Origin of the sequence: Luteimonas notoginsengisoli, from assembly GCF_042648885.1 — a bacterium.
Taxonomy (GTDB): domain Bacteria; phylum Pseudomonadota; class Gammaproteobacteria; order Xanthomonadales; family Xanthomonadaceae; genus Luteimonas; species Luteimonas notoginsengisoli.
This window is the reverse complement of record NZ_JBHRYF010000008.1, coordinates 882,376-901,208: the sequence shown is the minus strand read 5'-3', so window position 1 is coordinate 901,208 and position 18,833 is coordinate 882,376. Positions and strand designations below refer to the sequence as shown.

At 68.1% G+C, this 18,833-nt stretch carries 17 protein-coding genes; 6 read left to right on the top strand and 11 right to left on the bottom strand.

Annotated elements, in window-relative coordinates; translation table 11 throughout:
* The first annotated feature begins 179 nt into the window (after positions 1 to 179).
* A complete protein-coding gene (locus ACFOM9_RS11915; protein WP_386710801.1) occupies positions 180 to 1,052 on the top strand; it encodes a YihY/virulence factor BrkB family protein in 873 nt (290 codons plus the stop codon).
* 169 nt (positions 1,053 to 1,221) lie between these two features.
* Positions 1,222 to 2,949 carry a DNA primase gene (gene dnaG / locus ACFOM9_RS11910; protein ID WP_386710798.1) on the top strand — a complete coding sequence of 576 codons (1,728 nt, stop codon included), beginning with the start codon at positions 1,222 to 1,224 and terminating at the stop codon, positions 2,947 to 2,949.
* Between the two features lie 279 nt (positions 2,950 to 3,228).
* On the opposite strand, the gene cyoE is transcribed toward dnaG, so the two are convergent.
* From cyoE to ACFOM9_RS11890, 4 genes are read right to left on the bottom strand one after another with little or no spacing between them, the layout of a single operon-like run.
* Positions 3,229 to 4,146 (bottom strand): heme o synthase, encoded by a 918-nt coding sequence (cyoE, locus tag ACFOM9_RS11905; protein WP_386710795.1) that lies wholly within the window; start codon positions 4,144 to 4,146, stop codon positions 3,229 to 3,231.
* Positions 4,146 to 5,324, bottom strand: coding sequence for a COX15/CtaA family protein (locus ACFOM9_RS11900; RefSeq protein ID WP_386710792.1), 1,179 nt, complete (start codon positions 5,322 to 5,324; stop codon positions 4,146 to 4,148). The genes cyoE and ACFOM9_RS11900 overlap by 1 nt, the downstream gene beginning before the upstream one ends.
* Before the next feature lie 10 nt (positions 5,325 to 5,334).
* Positions 5,335 to 5,895 (bottom strand): hypothetical protein, encoded by a 561-nt coding sequence (locus ACFOM9_RS11895; RefSeq protein WP_386710789.1) that lies wholly within the window; start codon positions 5,893 to 5,895, stop codon positions 5,335 to 5,337.
* Positions 5,892 to 6,629, bottom strand: a complete 738-nt coding sequence (locus tag ACFOM9_RS11890) for an SURF1 family protein (RefSeq protein WP_386710786.1) — start codon at positions 6,627 to 6,629, stop codon at positions 5,892 to 5,894. Before ACFOM9_RS11890 ends, ACFOM9_RS11895 begins: the two co-directional genes overlap by 4 nt.
* 65 nt (positions 6,630 to 6,694) lie before the next feature.
* On the opposite strand from ACFOM9_RS11890, the gene ACFOM9_RS11885 reads away from it, so the two are divergent.
* Complete coding sequence (locus tag ACFOM9_RS11885; protein ID WP_386710783.1) at positions 6,695 to 6,919, top strand: twin transmembrane helix small protein; 225 nt, start codon at positions 6,695 to 6,697, stop codon at positions 6,917 to 6,919.
* A gap of 143 nt (positions 6,920 to 7,062) precedes the next feature.
* On the opposite strand, the gene ACFOM9_RS11880 is transcribed toward ACFOM9_RS11885, so the two are convergent.
* From ACFOM9_RS11880 to coxB, 5 genes are all read right to left on the bottom strand, one after another.
* Positions 7,063 to 7,941 carry a cytochrome c oxidase subunit 3 gene (locus ACFOM9_RS11880; protein WP_386710780.1) on the bottom strand — a complete coding sequence of 293 codons (879 nt, stop codon included), beginning with the start codon at positions 7,939 to 7,941 and terminating at the stop codon, positions 7,063 to 7,065.
* Positions 7,942 to 7,972: 31 nt separating this feature from the next.
* Entirely contained in the window at positions 7,973 to 8,569 is a 597-nt protein-coding gene (locus tag ACFOM9_RS11875) for a cytochrome c oxidase assembly protein (RefSeq protein ID WP_386710777.1), read from the bottom strand.
* Complete coding sequence (locus ACFOM9_RS11870; protein ID WP_386710775.1) at positions 8,566 to 8,712, bottom strand: hypothetical protein; 147 nt, start codon at positions 8,710 to 8,712, stop codon at positions 8,566 to 8,568. The genes ACFOM9_RS11875 and ACFOM9_RS11870 overlap by 4 nt, the downstream gene beginning before the upstream one ends.
* Before the next feature lie 4 nt (positions 8,713 to 8,716).
* Positions 8,717 to 10,342: a cytochrome c oxidase subunit I gene (ctaD, locus tag ACFOM9_RS11865; RefSeq protein WP_386710772.1), complete on the bottom strand. Its 1,626-nt coding sequence runs from the start codon at positions 10,340 to 10,342 to the stop codon at positions 8,717 to 8,719.
* Positions 10,343 to 10,403: 61 nt separating this feature from the next.
* A complete protein-coding gene (gene coxB, locus ACFOM9_RS11860; RefSeq protein WP_386710769.1) occupies positions 10,404 to 11,327 on the bottom strand; it encodes a cytochrome c oxidase subunit II in 924 nt (307 codons plus the stop codon).
* Between the two features lie 305 nt (positions 11,328 to 11,632).
* On the opposite strand from coxB, the gene putA reads away from it, so the two are divergent.
* Positions 11,633 to 14,833: a bifunctional proline dehydrogenase/L-glutamate gamma-semialdehyde dehydrogenase PutA gene (putA, locus tag ACFOM9_RS11855; RefSeq protein ID WP_386711063.1), complete on the top strand. Its 3,201-nt coding sequence runs from the start codon at positions 11,633 to 11,635 to the stop codon at positions 14,831 to 14,833.
* A 265-nt stretch (positions 14,834 to 15,098) separates the two neighbouring features.
* On the opposite strand, the gene ACFOM9_RS11850 is transcribed toward putA, so the two are convergent.
* Positions 15,099 to 16,481 carry an OmpP1/FadL family transporter gene (locus ACFOM9_RS11850; RefSeq protein WP_386710766.1) on the bottom strand — a complete coding sequence of 461 codons (1,383 nt, stop codon included), beginning with the start codon at positions 16,479 to 16,481 and terminating at the stop codon, positions 15,099 to 15,101.
* A 218-nt stretch (positions 16,482 to 16,699) separates the two neighbouring features.
* Between ACFOM9_RS11850 and ACFOM9_RS11845 the strand changes: the two genes are divergently transcribed.
* Together ACFOM9_RS11845 and ACFOM9_RS11840 are read left to right on the top strand one after the other, a co-directional pair.
* Positions 16,700 to 17,392, top strand: a complete 693-nt coding sequence (locus ACFOM9_RS11845; RefSeq protein ID WP_386710763.1) for a rhomboid family intramembrane serine protease — start codon at positions 16,700 to 16,702, stop codon at positions 17,390 to 17,392.
* 17 nt (positions 17,393 to 17,409) lie between these two features.
* The gene (locus ACFOM9_RS11840) at positions 17,410 to 17,730 is read left to right on the top strand and encodes a DUF1820 family protein (RefSeq protein ID WP_386710760.1); all 321 of its coding nucleotides are present in this window, start codon (positions 17,410 to 17,412) and stop codon (positions 17,728 to 17,730) included.
* 235 nt (positions 17,731 to 17,965) lie between these two features.
* Here the strand turns inward: ACFOM9_RS11840 and ACFOM9_RS11835 are convergent, their stop codons facing one another.
* On the bottom strand, positions 17,966 to 18,697 hold the full coding sequence (locus tag ACFOM9_RS11835; RefSeq protein ID WP_386710757.1) for a hypothetical protein: 732 nt from the start codon (positions 18,695 to 18,697) through the stop codon (positions 17,966 to 17,968).
* Between the last annotated feature and the right edge of the window lie 136 nt (positions 18,698 to 18,833).

Below are 18,833 nucleotides of genomic sequence, written 5' to 3'. Positions count from 1 at the left end.
GCGCCACCATAGGCTGCGACCGGTCCGACCGCCCCGGCAGCCGTTCCGTCCCGGTTGCCGCAAGCCGCGCGCGTCATCCTTGTGCGGTCTCGGTGTCCATACCGCGCCCCGCCGGAGCATGCACGGCACGCGCCGCCCGGCTGGACATTCCCTGCACACCCGCCCCCTATCCTCGGGGCATGCGCATTCCCTCCCGATTCCAGCCGCTCGTCGCGCGGCTGCAGCAAAGCCTCCCGGTTGCGCTCGCGCGCCGGTTCAGCGAGGCCGACCTGCTGACCCACGCCGCTGCACTGTCGTTCTACACCCTGCTCTCGCTGGCGCCGCTGCTGGTGCTGCTGCTGTGGCTTGCCGCCTCGCTGTATCCCTCGGCGCAGGACGCCCTGGTCGAGCAGATGGCCGACCTCGCCGGCCGCGGCGCGCAGGACGTGGCGCAAACCGTGATCGCCAACGCCGAACGACAGCCCGACATCGGCTCGCTGGCCGGGATCTGGAGCACGGCGCTGCTGTTCGTCAGCGCGACGATCGTGTTCGCCCGGCTGCAGACCGCGCTCAACCTGATCTTCCGCAGCGATTCGCGCCAGCTGGCCGGCGGCCTGTGGCCATGGCTGCGCAAGCGGGTGCTGTCGTTCGGCGTGGTGCTGGCGCTGGGCTTCCTGCTGCTGGTGTCGATGACCCTCAGCACCGTGCTGCAGGTGGTGTTCGCGCGGCTGCCTTCGATCCTGCCGGTGCTCGGCAACGCGACTTCGCTGGCGCTGTACTCGCTGGCCTTCGCCCTGCTCTACCACTACCTGCCCGACCGCCGCGTGCACTGGCGCCAGGCCTTCGCCGGCGGCGTGCTCACCGCCGGGTTGTTCGTGCTCGGGCGCTGGGCGATCGGCCTGTACCTGGCCGAAGCGGCGCCGGGCAGCGCCTACGGCTCGATGGGCACCCTGGTGCTGCTGCTGGTGTGGATGTACTACGCCGCGGTGGTGTTCTTCATTGGCGCACTGATCACGGCCGTGATCGACGAGCGCTTCGGCGGCGCGCGTGAACCGGCCGTCCCGCCAGGCTGAGCGCGTCCGCGGGGCGGCGTAATGCGATCATGGCGCATGGCCCGCCTGCCCCACGCCTTCGTCGACGATCCCGCGCCCGAGAACACCCCTCCCGGTGCGGGTCGGCGCGCGGCGCGCGGCGGCATTCGACCTGCCGGCGCAATCGCCGGATCACTGGGGGCCTGCTGAGATGGCGCGTTTGTCCGACGCCTTCATCGATGATCTCCTGGCCCGCACGGACATCGTCGAGGTCATCAACGCGCGCGTGCCGCTGAAGCGGCAGGGCAAGGAGTATTCGGCGCGCTGCCCGTTCCACGACGAGCGCTCGCCGTCGTTCACGGTCTCGCCGGTCAAGCAGTTCTACCACTGCTTCGGCTGCGGCGCGCACGGCACCGCGATCTCGTTCCTGATGAACTACGACCGGCTCGAGTTCCTCGACGCGGTCGACGATCTCGCGCGGCGGGCCGGCATCGAGGTACCGCGCGAGACGCGGCAGCACAACGAGAATTCGGACGCGAAGGAGCTGTTCGCGGCGCTGGAAGCCGCCACGCAGTTCTTCCAGAAACAGCTGGCCTCCAGCGACAAGGCGCGCGCCTACCTGGACCGTCGCGGGGTCGATGAGCGCATCCGCGCCCAGTTCGCGGTCGGCTACGCGCCCGACGGCTTTTCCGCGCTGCGCGATGCGCTCGGCACCGATGCGCGGCGGATGAACCTGCTCGAGCGCGTGGGCCTGTTCTCCAAGAACGACAAGGGCAACGTCTATGACAAGTTCCGCGACCGGGTGATGTTCCCGATCCACGATCGTCGCGGCCGTCCGATCGCGTTCGGTGGCCGCGTGCTCGACGCGGACGCGTCGCCCAAGTACCTCAACTCGCCCGAGACCGCGCTGTTCCACAAGGGGCGCGAGCTGTACGGGCTGTGGCAGGTGCGCCAGGCCAACTCGCGGATCGAGCGGCTGATCGTGGTCGAGGGCTACATGGACGTGGTGGCGCTGTTCGAGCACGGCGTGACCCAGGCGGTCGCCACGCTCGGCACCGCCACCACGCCCGACCACGCCGAACTGCTGTTCCGCAACGCGCCGGACGTGTATTTCTGCTTCGATGGCGACAACGCCGGGCGCAAGGCGGCCACGCGGGCGATGGAATCGGTGCTGCCGCGGATGCGCGACGGCCGCCAGGCGTTCTTCCTGTTCCTGCCCGAAGGCGAGGACCCGGACACGCTGGTGCGCGCCGAGGGCGCGCCGGGCTTCGACGCGCGGTTGCAGCAGGCCACGCCGCTGTCGCAGTTCCTGTTCGACTCGCTGGCCGCCGACGTCAACCTGGCCACGCTCGACGGCAAGGCGCGGCTGGCCGAACGCGCCAAGCCGATGCTCGCGCAGATCCCTGACGGGGCCTTCGGCGACCTGATGCGGCAGCGCCTGACCGAACTCACCGGCGTGGGCGCGCGCGAGAGCGCACCCACCACCCACGTGCCGGCGCAGCGCGCGCACCGGTCGCCCGCGGTGCCGGCGCCACGGCGCAGCCTGGTGCGCAGCGCCATCGCGCTGCTGCTGCAGAAGCCGGCGCTGGCACTGCAACTGTCGCCGCCCTACCGCTTCGTGGCCCTGCGCCAGCCCGGCGTGGAACTGCTCACCGAACTGGTCGCACTGGTCAGCGCGCGCCCGGACATCGCCACCGGCGCGCTGCTGGAGCACTTCGCCGATCGCGACGAAGCCCCGGCGCTGCAGAAGCTCGCCAGCCACGAGATGCCGGGCGACGAGGCCCGCTGGCACGACGAGTTCCTCGACACCATGGCGCAGATCGATCGCCAGGTGCTGCAGCAGCGCATCGACGAGCTGCAGGCCAAGCAGCGCGACGGCGGACTCGACGAGCAGGACAAATCCGAACTGCGCGCGCTGCTCGCTGCCAGCATGCGCTGACCTCGCGCCAGGATCGCGCGCGCACGTTGGACGATCGTTGCAGGAGCGGCGGAAGCCGCGAGCTTATTGACTGTGGCGATTGGCGGGTCGACGCGTTGGTGGATCGGCCCTCCTGCGAACGCTGCCCTTGTGGGAGCGGCTTCAGCCGCGAGCCTTTCACGCTCCGGCAAACGTCCATGGATCCCCGCCCAGGCACTCGGGGATGACGAAAGAAGAAGTCCCGGATCAGAAGCTCGCGGCTGAAGCCGCTCCCACAAGAAGCCGGGACGGCTCCGCGATTCAGGTCGGCACGAACTGCAGCGCCGCTGCCGGCTGCAGCCATGGCATCAGCCAGTGGTCGACCAGCAGGAACGCGAACAGCGCCATCAGGTACACCACCGAATAGTTGAACACGCGCATGGCGAAGAACTCGTCCGGCGGATCCATCAGCTTCCACGCGTACCACAGGAACATCACCCCCAGCACGATCGCGCCGCCGAGGTAGAACCAGCCGCTCATGCCGGCGATCGCCGGCAGCATCGTCACCACGAACAGCAGCACGGTATAGAGCAGGATCTGCCAGCGCGTGTACTCGACGCCGTGGGTCACCGGCAGCATCGGCACCAACGCGCGCGCATAGTCGGCGCGGCGGAAGATCGCCAGCGCCCAGAAGTGCGGCGGCGTCCACACGAACACGATCAGCACCAGCAGCCAGGCGTACGCCCAGTCCCACGGGCCCTGCATGTTGGTCACCGCCGCCCAGCCCAGCAGCGGCGGCGCGGCGCCGGCAATGCCGCCGATGACGATGTTCTGCGGCGTCGCGCGCTTGAGGAACCCGGTGTAGACGATCGCGTAGCCGATCAGCGAGGCGAAGGTGAGCGCCGCGGTGAGCGGATTGACCAGCGCGATCAGGATCGTCATCGACGCCGCGCCCAGGAACACCGCGAACGCCAGCACCTGGGCCGGGCGCAGCGTGCCGGTCGCCAGTGGCCGGTTGGCGGTGCGCACCATCACCTTGTCGATGCGCTGGTCGATCAGGTGATTGATCGCGGCGGCCGACGCCGCGGCCAGCCAGATGCCGAGCAGCCCGAACACGCTCTCGCGCAGCGGCGGCAGGCCGGGCCGCGCGAGGAACATGCCGACCACTGCGGTGAACACGATCAGCGACACCACGCGTGGCTTGGTCAGCTCCCAGTACTGGCCGGCGATGCCCTTCATCAGTCCACCGCCCGCAGCCGCGCCAGCAGCGACACCAGCACGAACAGCAACAGCACCGCGCCGGCGTTGTGCGCCACGGCCACGTCCAGCGGCAGCGACAGCTTGACGTTGGCGATGCCGAGCGCGACCTGGGTGCAGGCCAGCAGGGCCAGCAGGACCGCCCAGCCACGCAGGCCCGGCGTGCGCAGCAGCCGTAGCGCCAGCGCGACCAGCGCAGTGAACGCCACCACCGCCATCATCCGGTGCGCCAGCTGGATCGCGATGCGCGAGGCGCCGTCGAGCACGCCGCCCTCGTAATCCACGCCGATCCCGCGCCAGAGCACGAAGCCCTCGCGGAAATCGTGCGGCGGCCACCACCGGCCCACGCACTTCGGAAAATCGTTGGCGCACGCGAGCGCGGCGTAGTTGGCGCTGGTCCACCCGCCGAGCGCGATCTGCACCGCCAGCAGCGCGAGCACCACGATCACCCAGCGCCGCAGCGCCAGCGCGTCGACCAGCCGGATCGGCGAATGCGTCGCACGCCATGCCATCCACGTCAGCAGCGCGAACGTGGTGAGCCCGCCGAGCAGGTGTCCCATCACCACGATCGGCTTGAGCAGCCAGGTCACCGTCCACATGCCGAGCAGCGCCTGGAAGATGATCACCGCCAGGGTCAGCGCGGCGGTGCGCGCGAGGTCGACGTTGGACCAGCGCAGCGCGGCGAACAGCAGGACCGCCTCGCCGGCGATCGCCAGCGCCGACGCCGCGACGTGCATGCCGCGCATGTACAAGGGGATGGCCAGCGCGACCAGCACAGCGGCCGCCGCCACCTGCAGCACGCCATGCCTGCGCTTGCGCGCCGCCAGCAGCGCCAGCACCAGCACCAGCACGCCAAGCCCGCCGGCGATCATGCGGTGCAGCTGCTCGCGCCACGCCTTGTGGATCTCCACCGGGCGGATCGCGGTGGCGGCGTGGTCGGCGAGGCCCTGGCTGGTCGCCGTGGGCCACGACGCGCGGCCGTAGCAGGTCGGCCAGTCGGGGCAGCTCAGGCCAGCGTTGGACAGGCGCACGAAGGCGCCGAACACGATCACGCCCAGTGCGAGCGCCACCGCCAGCCACGCAATGCGATGGAAGTGGCGATACAGCGTCGGCTTGGCGTAGGCGATCGCGGCGGGGGAGGTCTTGGTACCCACGTTCATGCGCAAGCCATCACATCAGTCTCAGCAGCTTCGCCACGTCCGCGCGCAGTCCACCCGGGTCGAAGCCGGGAGCGTAACGCAGAATGACGAAGCCGTTCGGGTCGACCACGTAGACCGGCACGCCCGCCGGATCGTCGACACGCGGCAGCTTCGCGCGCGCCGCTGGATCGGCACGCAGCACGCGCGTGGCCGCATTGCGCGTCGCGTCCGCGGGCGGCGCGCCGAGCCAGAGGAGATCGAGCTCATCGGCCTTGTTGCCGAACAGCCGCCAGACCAGGTCCAGTTCGCGGGCGATTTCGCGGCACGGATCGCCGCAGTCGGCCGGCGGCGCGACCAGCACGCGCCAACGGCGCTCCTGCGGCTTCCATGCGTATTCGCCTCCGCTCTCGAGGCGCAGTCCGACATCGCGCAGGTCGGCCGGGGGCTGCAGCAGCTCGCCATGGTTCTTCATTCCCGAAGGCTGCCACCCGGAGAAGCGCAGCGCACCGGCGACCAGCATGCCGCCGAGGAAGATCGCGACGACCGCGAGCAACGTCAGCCGGTTGCGCTTGTTGCGGGTCTGGTCGTTCATGGCGTGGTCTGGTCCGGTTTTCGTTTGCGGAAGGTGAGCAACAGCGCGATTGCCAGTACCGCCGCCGCCAGTGCGAACCACTGCACCGCGTAGCCCAGATGGCGTTCGGGTGGCAGGGTATTGGGCAGCACGTCGAGGTCGCGCGCATAGCCCAGCGGGTCGGCGGGATCGAGCTTCAGGATCCGCGCCGCCAGCTGCGGCTGGCCCAGCCGGTCGCGCAGGCCGTCGGCATCGAGCCCCGTGGCGAGCACCTGCCCACCGGGCTGCGGCGTGGCCACCGCGGCGAGGATCCCGTGCGAAGGCGGCGGCGCGAGCAGGCCGGCCAGACGGCGCTCTCCCATGGGGCGCGGCACGTCGGGCAAGCTGCGGTCGCCTGGCAACGGCAGCCACCCCAGTTCGACCAGCAGGGGCGCCGCACCCGGCGCGGACGGCTGGAATACGCGATAGATGCGAACGCCGGGGCGATCGTCGCGCTGCTGGTTGTCGAGCAGCACGGCCGGCGCATCGGCGAACGTGCCCGAACCCGCCGCCCAGTCGTAGTCGCGCTTGCGGCCGGGGTCGCTGGCAATCGCCAGCGGCTGCGCGGTCCGCTGCGCCAGGACCTGCTGCACGGCGTCGAGCATTGCCTGCTTGCGGTGCATGCGGTCGAGTTGCCAGGCACCGAGCGCGCCCAGTCCGGCCGCCACCAGCAGTGCCAGCAGCCACCAGCCGACGATGCTGCGCACCGCGCTCACGCTTGTCGCCTTCGCGCCTGCGATAATCCGTTCACACGCCCGCCGCGACGGACCCGGAGATGCACATGAACGATTCGCTGAAAACGCTGCTGATCGTGGCTTTCCTGCTGGTCATCCTGTGGAACCTCGGCGCGGGCCTGTATTACATGCTGGTCGACAAGGGGCAGACCAAGCGCACCGTGAACGCGCTGACCCGGCGCATCGCGCTGTCGGTCGCCCTGATCCTGCTCGTTGCCCTGGCGATCTGGATGGGGTGGATCACGCCGCACGGGGTAGGAAGAAGTCCCTGACCGTTGCCACTCGAGGCTGCAGGCAAAGCGCTTCACCAGACGAAAAAGCGACGGCGGGCCGTCGCTTTTTCGCTGCTGGCCTTTCGCATCGCGAATCGCCGGTCACCACCACATCGCAACGGTTGCAGGCTGGTCGTGACGGGCTACAGCACGTAGACGAACAGGAACAGGCCCAGCCACACCACGTCGACGAAATGCCAGTACCAGGCCACCGCCTCGAACGCGAAGTGGTCGTCCTTGCTGAAGTGGCCCTTGGCGCAGCGCAGCCAGATGATCGCCAGCATGATCGTGCCCAGGGTCACGTGCGCGCCGTGGAAGCCGGTCAGCATGAAGAACGTCGAACCGTAGATGCCCGAGCCCAGGGTCAGGTTGAGCTCCGTGTAGGCATGCATGTACTCCTCGACCTGGAAGAACAGGAACGTGCAGCCCAGCAGCACGGTCAGGCCCAGGAAGACCAGCAGCTGCGTGCGATGGCCGGCCTTCAGCGCGTGGTGCGCGATGGTGACCGTGACGCCCGAAGTCAGCAGGATGAGGGTGTTGAGCAGCGGCAGGCCCCAGGCGGGGATGGTCTGGAAGTGGCCGCCGACCTGGCCGGGACCGCTGCTCGGCCAAGCCGCGCTGAAGCCGTCCCACAGCAGCGCATTGGTCATCACGCCGTCGCCGGTACCGCCCAGCCACGGCAGCGCGTACTGGCGGGCATAGAACAGCGCGCCGAAGAACGCGCCGAAGAACATCACCTCGGAAAAGATGAACCACACCATGCCCATGCGGAACGAGGTGTCGACCTGCTTGTTGTAGTAGCCGGAGATCGACTCGAGGATCACGTCGGCGAACCACTTGAACAGGATCGCGATCATCCCGGCGATGCCGACGAAGAACATCGTCTTGCCGTAGCTGGCTTCGTTGAACCAGCTGGCCAGCCCGTACATGGTGATGAACAGCGCGACCGACGCGAACACCGGCCAGCGGCTGCTGTGCGGCACGAAATAGGCGTTGGGATCGTGGGTGTGGGCTTGGGCCATGGTGGTCTTCCGTCTCGAACCGGTGGTGTCGTCAGGGTGCCGCGCGCGAGCCGACGGCCGAACCGCTCGGCGCCTCGAGCTGGGCGGTCAACTCGTTGTTCTTGAAGAACGTGTAGGACAGCGTGATGGTATTGACGTTGTCGGGCAGGTCCGGCGCGACGATGAAGCGGACCGGCATGTCGCGTGCTTCGCCCGCCGCCAGCGTCTGCGCGGTGAAGCAGAAGCACTCGGTCTTGCTGAAATAGCCCGACGCGCGCGCGGGCGCGATCGAAGGCACCGCGTTGCCGACGATGGCGCGCTCGCCGTCGTTGCGAGCGTAGAACATGGTGTCGTACTGCTGCCCCGGGCGAACCTGCATGCTGGTCTGCTCGGGACGGAACGACCACGGCAACTTCGAGTTCACGCCGCCATCGAACTGGACCGTGATCACGCGGTCCGACTTGCGCGCTTCGAGCGCGGCGGTGCGATCGCCACCGATGGCCGACTGCTCGACCCGGATGCCGAACACCTTCTCGCAGGCGATCCGGTACATCGGCACCAGCGAGAAGGTGAACGCGAACGCGGCGATCGCCACGCCCACCATCTTGGCCGCGCCGCGGCCATTGCGCCTGTCGCCCGGAGCGCTCATGTCGCCAGCACCCCGCTGAGGATGAAGCCGATGTAGATCACCGCGGCGATCGCAGCCACCACCAGCGCGGTGCGGCGCACGCCGTACCGGCGCGAGGCGTCACTGCGATGGTCGGGGGACGTCATGGCCAGGTCGCTCGTCACGATCTCAGTGGGTGATGTCGCCGTGCGCCAGGTCGCCGTCGCGGATCACCGGCGGCACGGTGAAGGTGTGGTGCGGCGCCGGCGACGGCACCGTCCATTCCAGGCCCTTGGCCCCTTCCCAGACGCGATCGGTGGCCAACGCGCCATGGCGCTTGGAGTGCCACAGGATCGCGAACATCAGGAACGGCGTGACGAACATGCCGAACGCGCCGATCGAGCTGACCAGGTTCCAGTCGGCGAACACCACGTTGTAGTCCGGGATGCGGCGCGGCATGCCGGCCAGGCCCAGGAAGTGCTGCGGGAAGAACACCAGGTTGACGAACACGATCGTCCACCAGAAGTGGAACTTGCCCCAGAACTCGCTGTACATGCGGCCGGTCCACTTGGGCCACCAGTAGTAGATCGCCGCGATGATCGCGAACAGCGCGCCGGTCACCAGCACGTAATGGAAGTGCGCGACCACGAAGTAGGTGTCGTGGTACTGGAAGTCGGCCGGCACGATCGCCAGCATCAGGCCGGAGAAGCCGCCGATGGCGAACAGCACCACGAACGCCAGCGACCACAGCATCGGCGTCTCGAACGACAGCGAGCCCTTCCACATCGTGCTGACCCAATTGAAGATCTTCACGCCCGTGGGCACCGAGATCAGCATGGTCGCGAACATGAAGTAGATCTCGCCGCCCAGCGGCATGCCCACGGCGAACATGTGGTGGGCCCAGACGATGAAGCTCAGGAACGCGATCGAGGCCAGCGCGTAGACCATCGCCTGGTAGCCGAACAGCGGCTTGCGCGAGAACGTCGGGATGATCTCGCTGACGATGCCGAACGCCGGCAGGATCATGATGTAGACCTCGGGGTGCCCGAAGAACCAGAAGATGTGCTGGTACATCACCGGGTCGCCGCCGCCGGCCGCGTTGAAGAAGCTGGTGCCGAAGAACTTGTCGGTCAGCAGCATGGTCACCGCGCCGGCGAGCACCGGCATCACCGCGATCAGCAGGAAGGCGGTGATCAGCCAGCTCCAGGTGAACAGCGGCATCTTCAGCAGGTCCATCCCCGGCGCGCGCATGTTGAGCACGGTGGCGATGATGTTGATCGCGCCCATGATCGAGCTGATGCCCATCATGTGCACGGCGAAGATGGTGAACGCGACGTTGGCGCCGCCCTGCAGCATCAGCGGCGGGTACATGGTCCAGCCGCCGGCGGGCGCGCCGCCGGGCAGGAACAGCGTGCCCAACAGCATGATGAAAGCGAACGGCAGGATCCAGAACGACCAGTTGTTCATGCGCGGCAGCGCCATGTCCGGCGCGCCGACCTGCAGCGGGATCATCCAATTACCCAGGCCCACGAAGGCCGGCATGATCGCGCCGAAGATCATCACCAGCGCATGCATGGTGGTCATCTGGTTGAAGAATTCCGGATCGACCAACTGCAGGCCGGGGATCGCCAGCTCGCTGCGGATCACCACCGAGAACGCCGCGCCGATGATGGCCATCGTGAAGCTGAAGAGCAGGTAGAGCGTGCCGATGTCCTTGTGGTTGGTCGAGAAGAACCAACGGTCGACGAAACTCTGCTTGTGGCCGTGGTCGTCGTGGACCTGGGAGCCGTCTGCGGCTGCGGGATACGTGGACATGTGCTGCCTACCTCGGGTGTGCTTGTCTGTCAGCGTGTGGTTACGGCGGACGTGCGTCCGGTCAGCCTGCCGGGATGGCGGCGGGCTGCGGGTCCGTCTGCGCGGTCGCGGGGGCGGCTTCGGTCGGTTCGGGCGCGGGCGCCGGTTCGACCGGTGCAGCCGCGGGCGCGCCGGCCGGAGCCGGCGCGGCGCCGGCCTTCTGCGCCGCCAGCCACTGGCGGTACTCGGCCTTCGACACGGCCTTGACCACGATCGGCATGAAGCCATGGTCCTTGCCGCACAGCTCGGCGCACTGGCCGCGGTAGATGCCGGGCTCCTGGATGTCGGCCCAGGCCTCGTTGACGATGCCGGGGATCGCATCCTGCTTCCAGCCGAGCGCCGGTACCCACCAGGAGTGGATGACGTCGTCTGCGGTGATCACGAAGCGGACCTTGGTGTCGACCGGCAGCACCAGCATGTTGTCGACTTCGAGCAGGTAATGCGGATCGGATTCCGCACTGGGGCGTTCGCCGCTCTGGCGGATCCGGTCGCTGTCGCGGGCGAGGCGGCTGGTGAAGGCCACGTCCTCGCCCAGGTAGTCGTACTTCCACATCCACTGGTAGCCGGTGACCTTGACCGTCATCTCCGAATCGCGGGTGTCGTACATCGCGATCAGCTTGGTCGTGGCCGGCCAGGACATGCCGATCAGCAGCAGCACCGGGATGATCGTCCAGATGACCTCGGCGGTGGTGTTGTGGGTGAACGTGGCGGCCACCGCGCCCTTGGACTTGCGGAAGGCGAAGATCGCGTAGGCCATCGCCGCGAACACCACTACGCCGATGCCGACACAGATCCACAGCGCCATCATGTGGGCGTCGTAGGCATGGTTGGACAGCGTGGTTACGCCACGGCCCATGTTGAGCTGCCATTCCACCGGGTCGGCGGACTGCGCGGACGCGCTGGCGGACAACCCGAGCATGCCCAGACCCGCCCCGAATCGGAGCATGGCCCACCGCTTGGTGCGCATTTGTTTCAGCTGACCGGCTTGCATCACATCGAACCCCGAATGCCTCGTTGGCGTCATGGCTGGCGAGTACGCGACCGATCCCGCACGCGGCCACCAAGGGCCAGTAAACGTGCGCAGGAACAGTGGCGAGCTGCGGATAACCTACAAATGGTAGCTGCGAGGGGCGTTTGCGGGCAAGCAACGGTGGCCGGCGCGGCGCCCTTGTCGGGCCCTGCCCGCTGTTCGCGCACGCGCGCAAAGCCTAGAATCGCCGGCCTTACGTGCCCGGGTGCCCCGTGACCACCATCCTGTCTCCAGAGCTTCCGCCGCTGCCGGCTTCGCTGCGCGCGGCCATCACCGCGGCCTGGAGCCGCGATGAAACTGAACATGTGCGCGAAATGCTGGCGCAGGCGCGCCAGCCGCATCCGGCATGGGGCGACGCGGATCGGGCCGCGATCCAGGCCACGGCGGCCGACCTGGTGCACCGGGTCCGCGCCCGCGCCGCGGACCAGGGCGCGATCGAGGCCTTCATGCGCCAGTACGACCTGGGCAGCGAGGAAGGCGTGCTGCTGATGTGCGTGGCCGAGGCGCTGCTGCGCATCCCCGACCAGGGCACGGCCGACCGCCTGATCCGCGACAAGCTCGGGGAGGCTGACTGGAAACGCCACATGGGCCAGTCGGACTCAGTGCTGGTCAACGCCTCCACCTGGGGCCTGATGCTGACCGGACACCTGGTCGACCTGGCCGACGACACCCGCCGGGACGTGCACAACGCCTTCAAGCGCCTGGTCGGGCGCGTCGGCGAGCCGGTGATCCGGCTGGCCGTGCGCCAGGCGATGCGGATCATGGGCCACCAGTTCGTGATGGGCCGGACCATCTCCGAGGCGCTGGCGCGCTCGCGCAAGGGCGCCAACGCCGCCTACCGCTATTCGTACGACATGCTCGGCGAAGCCGCGCTGACCCAGCACGACGCCGACCGCTACCTCGAGGCCTATCGCAGCGCGATCGACGCCATCGGCCGCAGCGGCCAGTTCGAGGACGAGATCACCGCGCCGTCGATCTCGGTCAAGCTGTCGGCGCTGCACCCGCGCTACGAGCACGCCAAGCGCGCCCGGGTGCTGGCCGAACTCGCGCCGCGTCTGCTCGACCTGGCGCAGCGCGCGAGGCGGTATCGGATCGGCATGACCATCGACGCGGAGGAAGCCGATCGCCTGGAGCTGTCGCTGGACGTGATCGAGGCCGCGTGGTCGGATCCCTCGCTCGCGGGCTGGAACGGCTTCGGCATCGTGGTCCAGGCGTACCAGAAGCGCGCGCCCTTCGTGATCGACTGGATCGCCGACCTCGCCCGCCGCCATGGCCGCCGGATCCCGGTACGCCTGGTCAAGGGCGCGTACTGGGACAGCGAGGTCAAGCGCGCCCAGGTCGATGGCCTGCGCGGCTACCCGGTGTTCACCCGCAAACCGAACACAGACGTGTCCTACCAGGCCAACGCGCGGCGGCTGCTCATGGCGACCGACGCGATCTATCCGATGTTCGCCACCCACAACGCGCAGACCATCGCCGCGATCCACCGCATGGCGTCTTCGCTGCTCCCGAACGGGAACGGGAAGACCAAGGGCTACGAGTTCCAGAAGCTGCACGGCATGGGCGATGACCTGTACGCCGAAGTCATTCCCGCCGATCGCCTCGACGTGCCCTGCCGCGTCTACGCGCCGGTCGGATCGCACGAGGACCTGCTGCCCTACCTGGTGCGCCGGCTGCTGGAAAACGGCGCCAACTCCAGCTTCGTCAACCGCATCACCGACGAGGACATCGCCATCGACGACCTGGTGCGCGACCCGGTCGAGACGGTGGCCGCGTTCGACGACATCCCGCATCCGCGCATTCCGCTGCCGGCCGATCTGTATCGCAGCCAGGTGGCGGAACCACATGCTGAAAGGACCAACTCCATGGGCGCCAACCTCGCCAACGACGATCAACTGCGCGCGCTGGCCGAACAGGTCAATGCCGCCGCCACCGGACCCTGGCGCGCGACGCCGCTGGTGCCGGGCGCCAGCGTGTCCGGCCCCGACATCGCGGTGACCAATCCCGCCGACCGCCGCCAGACGGTCGGCCAGTGGCAGGCCGCCGATGGCGCCACCGTGGATCGCGCCCTGCACAACGCCGTCGCCGCGCAGCCGGCCTGGGACCGCACCCCGGCCGCCTCGCGCGCCGCGATCCTCGAACACGCCGCCGACCTCATGGAACAGCGCATGCCGCAGTACATCGCGCTGTGCACCCGCGAAGCCGGCAAGACCATCCCCGACGGCGTCGCCGAAGTGCGCGAGGCGGTCGATTTCCTGCGCTACTACGCCGGGCAAGCGCGACAGCAGTTCACGGTCGACGCGTTGCCGGGCCCGACCGGCGAATCCAACACCCTGCAACTCGCCGGCCGCGGCGTGTTCGTGTGCATCAGTCCGTGGAATTTCCCGCTGGCGATCTTCAGCGGCCAGATCGCGGCCGCGCTCGCCGCCGGCAACGCGGTGATCGCCAAGCCCGCCGAACAGACCAACCTGATCGGCTACCACGCGATCAAACTGATGCACGAGGCCGGCGTGCCCGAAGCGGTGCTGCAGTTCGTCCCCGGCGACGGCGCGACCGTGGGCGCCGCGCTCACCGCCGACCCGCGCGTGGCCGGCGTCGCCTTCACCGGTTCCACCGACACCGCGCGCGCGATCAATCGCGCGTTGGCCGCGCGCGACGCGGCGATCGGCGTGCTGATCGCGGAGACCGGCGGCCAGAACGCGCTGATCGCCGATTCGTCGGCCCTGCCCGAACAGCTGGTCAAGGACGCGCTGGCCTCGGCCTTCACCTCCGCCGGCCAGCGCTGCTCGGCAGCGCGCGTGCTGTTCGTTCAGGAGGACATCGCCGATAAGGTCATCGGCATGCTCGCCGGCGCCATGGCCGAGTTGACCGTCGGCGATCCCGGCCTGCTGTCGACCGACGTTGGCCCGGTGATCGACACCGACGCCAAGTGCCTGCTGGACGAGCATGCGCAGCGCATGCAGGGCGCGGCGCGCCTGATCGCCGAGGCGCAGCTCGGCCCGGGCACCGAGCACGGCACCTTCTTCGCCCCGCGCGCGTGGGAGTTGCAGTCGCTGTCGCAGCTGACCCGCGAGAACTTCGGCCCCGCGCTGCACGTGATCCGCTGGAAGGCCACCGAGCTGGACCAGGTCATCGACGCGATCAACGACACCGGCTACGGCCTCACGCTCGGCATCCACTCGCGCATCGACGAAACCATCGAACGCATCGTGGCGCGCGCCAACGTCGGCAACGTCTACGTCAACCGCAACCAGATCGGCGCGGTAGTCGGCGTGCAGCCGTTCGGCGGCCAGAAACTGTCGGGCACCGGCCCTAAGGCCGGCGGCCCGCACTACCTGCCGCGCTTCGCCACCGAAAAGACCGTGTCGATCAACACCACCGCGGCCGGTGGCAACGCCTCCCTGCTGACGCTGGGTGAGTGAACGCGCCTGGTTGATGCCCTATCGGCATCAACCGCGTTCGCGAACGCCCGGTCATGGATAGCCGGGCCGGGCGCCGAAGCCCCGGAGGTTGGGCCATGGATGGCGGCCACAAGCTCGCCCGCGTCGCGTACGAGCGAACCGGCCGCCATGCTCCGGCGGGCCGGAACGAGCGAACGCCCCTGGTTGACGTGTTCCCGGCAATTTCCTTCGCGCACGGGGCCAAAAAAAACCCCGCCGAAGCGGGGTTTTTTCGTCATGCATGTGATCAGAAGCGGAACTGCGCCGAGATACCGTAGTTGTCGGCGCCGCCGTCGTACTCGCCGCTGATGTACGAACCGCTCGACGAGGCGATGCCCACCACCGGGGTATCGACCAGCTGGATGCGCGAATAGCTGGCGGTGATGTCGAAGTTGTCGCTCGCCGCCCAGGTCGCGCCGATCGAGTACCACTGGCGATCCTGGTCGGGCATGCGCGGGGTGCGGTGCGGCAGGCTGACCGGCGAGTCGTCGCGGGCGACGCCGCCGCGCAGCGTCCAGCGCTCGTTCAACTTGTACTCCGCGCCGATCGAGTAGAACCAGCTGTCCTTCCAGCTGTAGTTCTCCGCCGAGTCGGCCTGCACCGGGTTGTCGAACTCGATGCGGATCTCCTTCAGCGAGTCCCAGCCGGCCAGCGAAGCCTCGGCCATCAGCGCCAGCTTCTCGTTGACGTCCCAGGTGGCGCTGAAGGTATCGGTGCTGGGCAGGGTCAGCTTCGCGCCCGCACCGGTGTCGACGTACGCGCCGCCACTGGTGAGGAACGGCGCCGTGCCCGGCACGGTGAAGTCGGCGCTGCCGCGGACTTCATGGTCGACCTCGGAACGATGCGAGTAACCGAACGACAGGTTGTCGGTCGGGCGCCAGTTCATGCCGAAGATCCAGCCGAAGCTGTTGTCGGTGCCGTTGACCGAGACCTTGCCGTCCTGCTTCTGCGGGCCGTACGGGCCGGTCACCGGATTGGGCATGAAGCACAGCGGCTGGGTCTGCGGATTGGCGCAGATGCCGCTGCCGAAGTCGATGGCGTTGGACAGCGTCACGTCGGAGTGCTCGTAGATCAGCCCGGCGCCGACCGAGAAGCGATCGCTCAGGTCGAGCGACGCGGCCAGGGTCAGGTCGATGATCTTCACGTCCGACTTGATCGCGTGGTAGCGGCCGACCCAGTCCTCGTCGTATTCGGTCTTCAGGCCGAACGGCGCGCTGATCATGGCGCCGAGGGTGACGTACTCGAACTGGCCGCTCAGCGGCGCGATGAACGACATCGCCGGGACGGCGTTCAGGCCGCCGGCGTCACCGCCGTTGCCGCCGGTCAGCGGCTGCGCGAGCGGCGAACCGGCCGCGGCGCTGCCGCCGCCGGTGAACTTGAACGACAGGTCGATCGCGGTCATGTCGGCCTGGAAGGTGTTCTTGTCGAAGGTCGACATCACCGCCGGGTTGTTGGCGACGACCGAGGCATCGCCCTTGGCCGATGCCGCGCCGGCCATCGAGCGGCCCTGGGCCTTGACGCTGTTTTCCTTCAGCAGGAACGCGGCCGCATGGGCCTGGCTGAAGGCCATGGCGCCGGCAATGCCGAGCGCGAGGGCGGAAATCTGGATGAGGCGAGGTTGGGTCTGCATTGCTGGGTCTCTCTCCGTAGGCAGGTTTTTCGGGTGACGCCGCGTGGCATGGGCGATGTCCCCCGCCCTGGCCAGTTCTGCCGGAAGCCCCCTCCCGACCGACGACGCGGAGGCACTATACCGTGGCGTGTGGACGGGTGCGCAAGCGTCCACGTCAAGCGTGGCGCGCTGCGGCCAACCGGTTATCGTGGCCCCGGCTGCCGCCACTGGACCCGCCGATGTTCGTCTCCATCCCCACCCGCCAGCGCCACCAGCTGCGCTGGGCCACGCCGACCCTGGTGGCGGTGCTGTGGCTGGCCTTCCTGTGGGCGAGCACCCGGCCAGGCGGGCAGCAGCGGGCGCTGCTGCTCGAATGGGCCGCGCTCAGCGGCGGCCAGCTCCCGGAGGACATCCTGCGGTCCTGGGCCGACGGCGAGCACTGGCTGCGCCTGCTCACCGCGCTGTTCCTGCACGCCGACTGGGCGCACCTGCTGGGCAACCTGGTGTTCCTGCTGATCTTCGGCCTGCCGGCCGAGCGGGTGATGGGCCCGTGGCGCTTCCTGCTGCTGTTCCTGGTCGGTGGCTGCTTCGCGAATTTCGTCGCGGTGCTGGCGATCGGCACGCCGGACCGCCTGATCATCGGCGCCAGCGGCGCGGTCTCGGCGGTGATCGGCGCCTACCTGGCGCTGTTCCCCAACGCACGCCTGGGCGTGGTGCTTCCGCTGGGGCTGTTCCTGGAATTCGTGCGCGCGCCGGCGTCCCTGCTGATCGGGATCTGGGCGCTGCTGCAGGTGGTGTTCGCCTACATCGGCCCGGCCTTCGGCGCGGTCGCCTGGGCCGCGCACATTTCCGGCTTCGCATTCGGCATCGTGTTCGCGCTGCTTGCGCGCCGCGGCATCGCGCGGCGGCTGCGGAAACTGAAGGGATATTGAGGCCTTACAATTCCGCCATGGCCAAGCCCCTGTACAAGATCGTCTTCCACAACCACGGCAAGGTCTACGAGCTGTATGCGCGGCACGTGGCGGCCAGCGGGATCTGGGGCTTCACCGAAGTCGGCGAGCTGGTGTTCGACGTGCACGGCGGCGTGGTGGTCGATCCCACCGAGGAGCGGCTGCAGGCCGAGTTCGGCAACACCCGCGTGCTGCACCTGCCGATGCAGAGCATCGTGCGGGTGGAGGAAGTGGAGAAGAAGGGGCAGTCGGCGATCCGCGACGCCGAATCGGGCGAGCGCGTGGTGACGCCATTCCCGCTGCCGGCCAAACCGCGCTGACGTCATGGGTCCTCGCGGATACGCTGGACGGTCCGTGACTCCAAGAGGTCGGGACACGTCGCAGCTTCCTGCAGAAGATGGCCAGCGACGACAGCCCGCAGAAACTTCATTGGCGTGGCTAAACGGCAGCCATGCCGCTTCGCGGACACACTGGATGCTTGCCGAATATCCCGTGACCGCTTTCAGTTCGTGGCGCCACCTTGGCTTCTCCTGGGCTAAAGGAGAGCGACGACGCTTACTTGGCCACGGATTGCAGCCCACGCTGGAACACGTTCATCCGGGACTGTGCCGACTGGATCGCATCAACCTGCGGCATTGCCTCGGGCCATGGCAGCACCAAGGCATACTCAATGAGATCCTTGCCCCTGACGACGAATCGGCTGATCCCGATTGATCCGGCCTGCGGAGTTTTCGCGTAACGGAAGTGTGACGTGGGGAAGCACATCGACCCGACTCTGCCACCCACAACCATTTCCAGGCCTTGCCCGAAAGGCGTCTCGGTGTGAACAAACGAGACTTTCCCTGTGCCCGCGTTCTTCTGCTGCAATTGCATCACGATCTGAAGCGCATGTTCGGCATTCGCGACTTCGTCCGGCAGCCGCGTGATGACATAGCCGGCGTCGAATGGTGACGTGCCGGTCCTGGTAAACAGGACATAGCTATCGTCGACCTCACGGGACCGGTCATGCAGGCGGATCGCAGCTGTCCATCCTCGAAAGTCCGGGATCTGCATCAGATTCACCTGATATCCGAGCTCGCCGAGCACGATGAGCCCGGACCGCTGGATCTCGGCGCGCTCCTGGTGAACGTTCGACAGTGTGGCTGCCATCCCATCGCACTTCTGGATCGCCAGATCCACGACATTGTGGATCGGCAAGGTTTCAGCCAGCGGAGCAGACTCCGTGGCCCACGATGGCGAAGTCAACGGCAATACCAACCATGCTGCGATAGAGATGAATCCCTTCATGCCATCCTCCTTGAGTTTCACGTTGCGAAGCTGAGTCTTGAGTTGCGTGCCCCGCGTGCTACTGCCCAACCAGCGATCTTGTTTCGAAATCACCGACCGAGATCGTTCCGCTCAAGGATCAGAGATCGTCGACTCG

What these genes read in the sequence shown, in the direction of transcription:
- ACFOM9_RS11915 (WP_386710801.1), top strand. Translation starts at nt 180, where the DNA reads ATGCGCATTCCCTCCCGATTCCAGCCGCTCGTCGCGCGGCTGCAGCAA.
- dnaG (WP_386710798.1), top strand. Translation starts at nt 1,222, where the DNA reads ATGGCGCGTTTGTCCGACGCCTTCATCGATGATCTCCTGGCCCGCACG.
- cyoE (WP_386710795.1), bottom strand. Translation starts at nt 4,146, where the DNA reads ATGAAGGGCATCGCCGGCCAGTACTGGGAGCTGACCAAGCCACGCGTG.
- ACFOM9_RS11900 (WP_386710792.1), bottom strand. Translation starts at nt 5,324, where the DNA reads ATGAACGTGGGTACCAAGACCTCCCCCGCCGCGATCGCCTACGCCAAG.
- ACFOM9_RS11895 (WP_386710789.1), bottom strand. Translation starts at nt 5,895, where the DNA reads ATGAACGACCAGACCCGCAACAAGCGCAACCGGCTGACGTTGCTCGCG.
- ACFOM9_RS11885 (WP_386710783.1), top strand. Translation starts at nt 6,695, where the DNA reads ATGAACGATTCGCTGAAAACGCTGCTGATCGTGGCTTTCCTGCTGGTC.
- ACFOM9_RS11880 (WP_386710780.1), bottom strand. Translation starts at nt 7,941, where the DNA reads ATGGCCCAAGCCCACACCCACGATCCCAACGCCTATTTCGTGCCGCAC.
- ACFOM9_RS11875 (WP_386710777.1), bottom strand. Translation starts at nt 8,569, where the DNA reads ATGAGCGCTCCGGGCGACAGGCGCAATGGCCGCGGCGCGGCCAAGATG.
- ctaD (WP_386710772.1), bottom strand. Translation starts at nt 10,342, where the DNA reads ATGTCCACGTATCCCGCAGCCGCAGACGGCTCCCAGGTCCACGACGAC.
- coxB (WP_386710769.1), bottom strand. Translation starts at nt 11,327, where the DNA reads ATGCTCCGATTCGGGGCGGGTCTGGGCATGCTCGGGTTGTCCGCCAGC.
- ACFOM9_RS11850 (WP_386710766.1), bottom strand. Translation starts at nt 16,481, where the DNA reads ATGCAGACCCAACCTCGCCTCATCCAGATTTCCGCCCTCGCGCTCGGC.
- ACFOM9_RS11845 (WP_386710763.1), top strand. Translation starts at nt 16,700, where the DNA reads ATGTTCGTCTCCATCCCCACCCGCCAGCGCCACCAGCTGCGCTGGGCC.
- ACFOM9_RS11840 (WP_386710760.1), top strand. Translation starts at nt 17,410, where the DNA reads ATGGCCAAGCCCCTGTACAAGATCGTCTTCCACAACCACGGCAAGGTC.
- ACFOM9_RS11835 (WP_386710757.1), bottom strand. Translation starts at nt 18,697, where the DNA reads ATGAAGGGATTCATCTCTATCGCAGCATGGTTGGTATTGCCGTTGACT.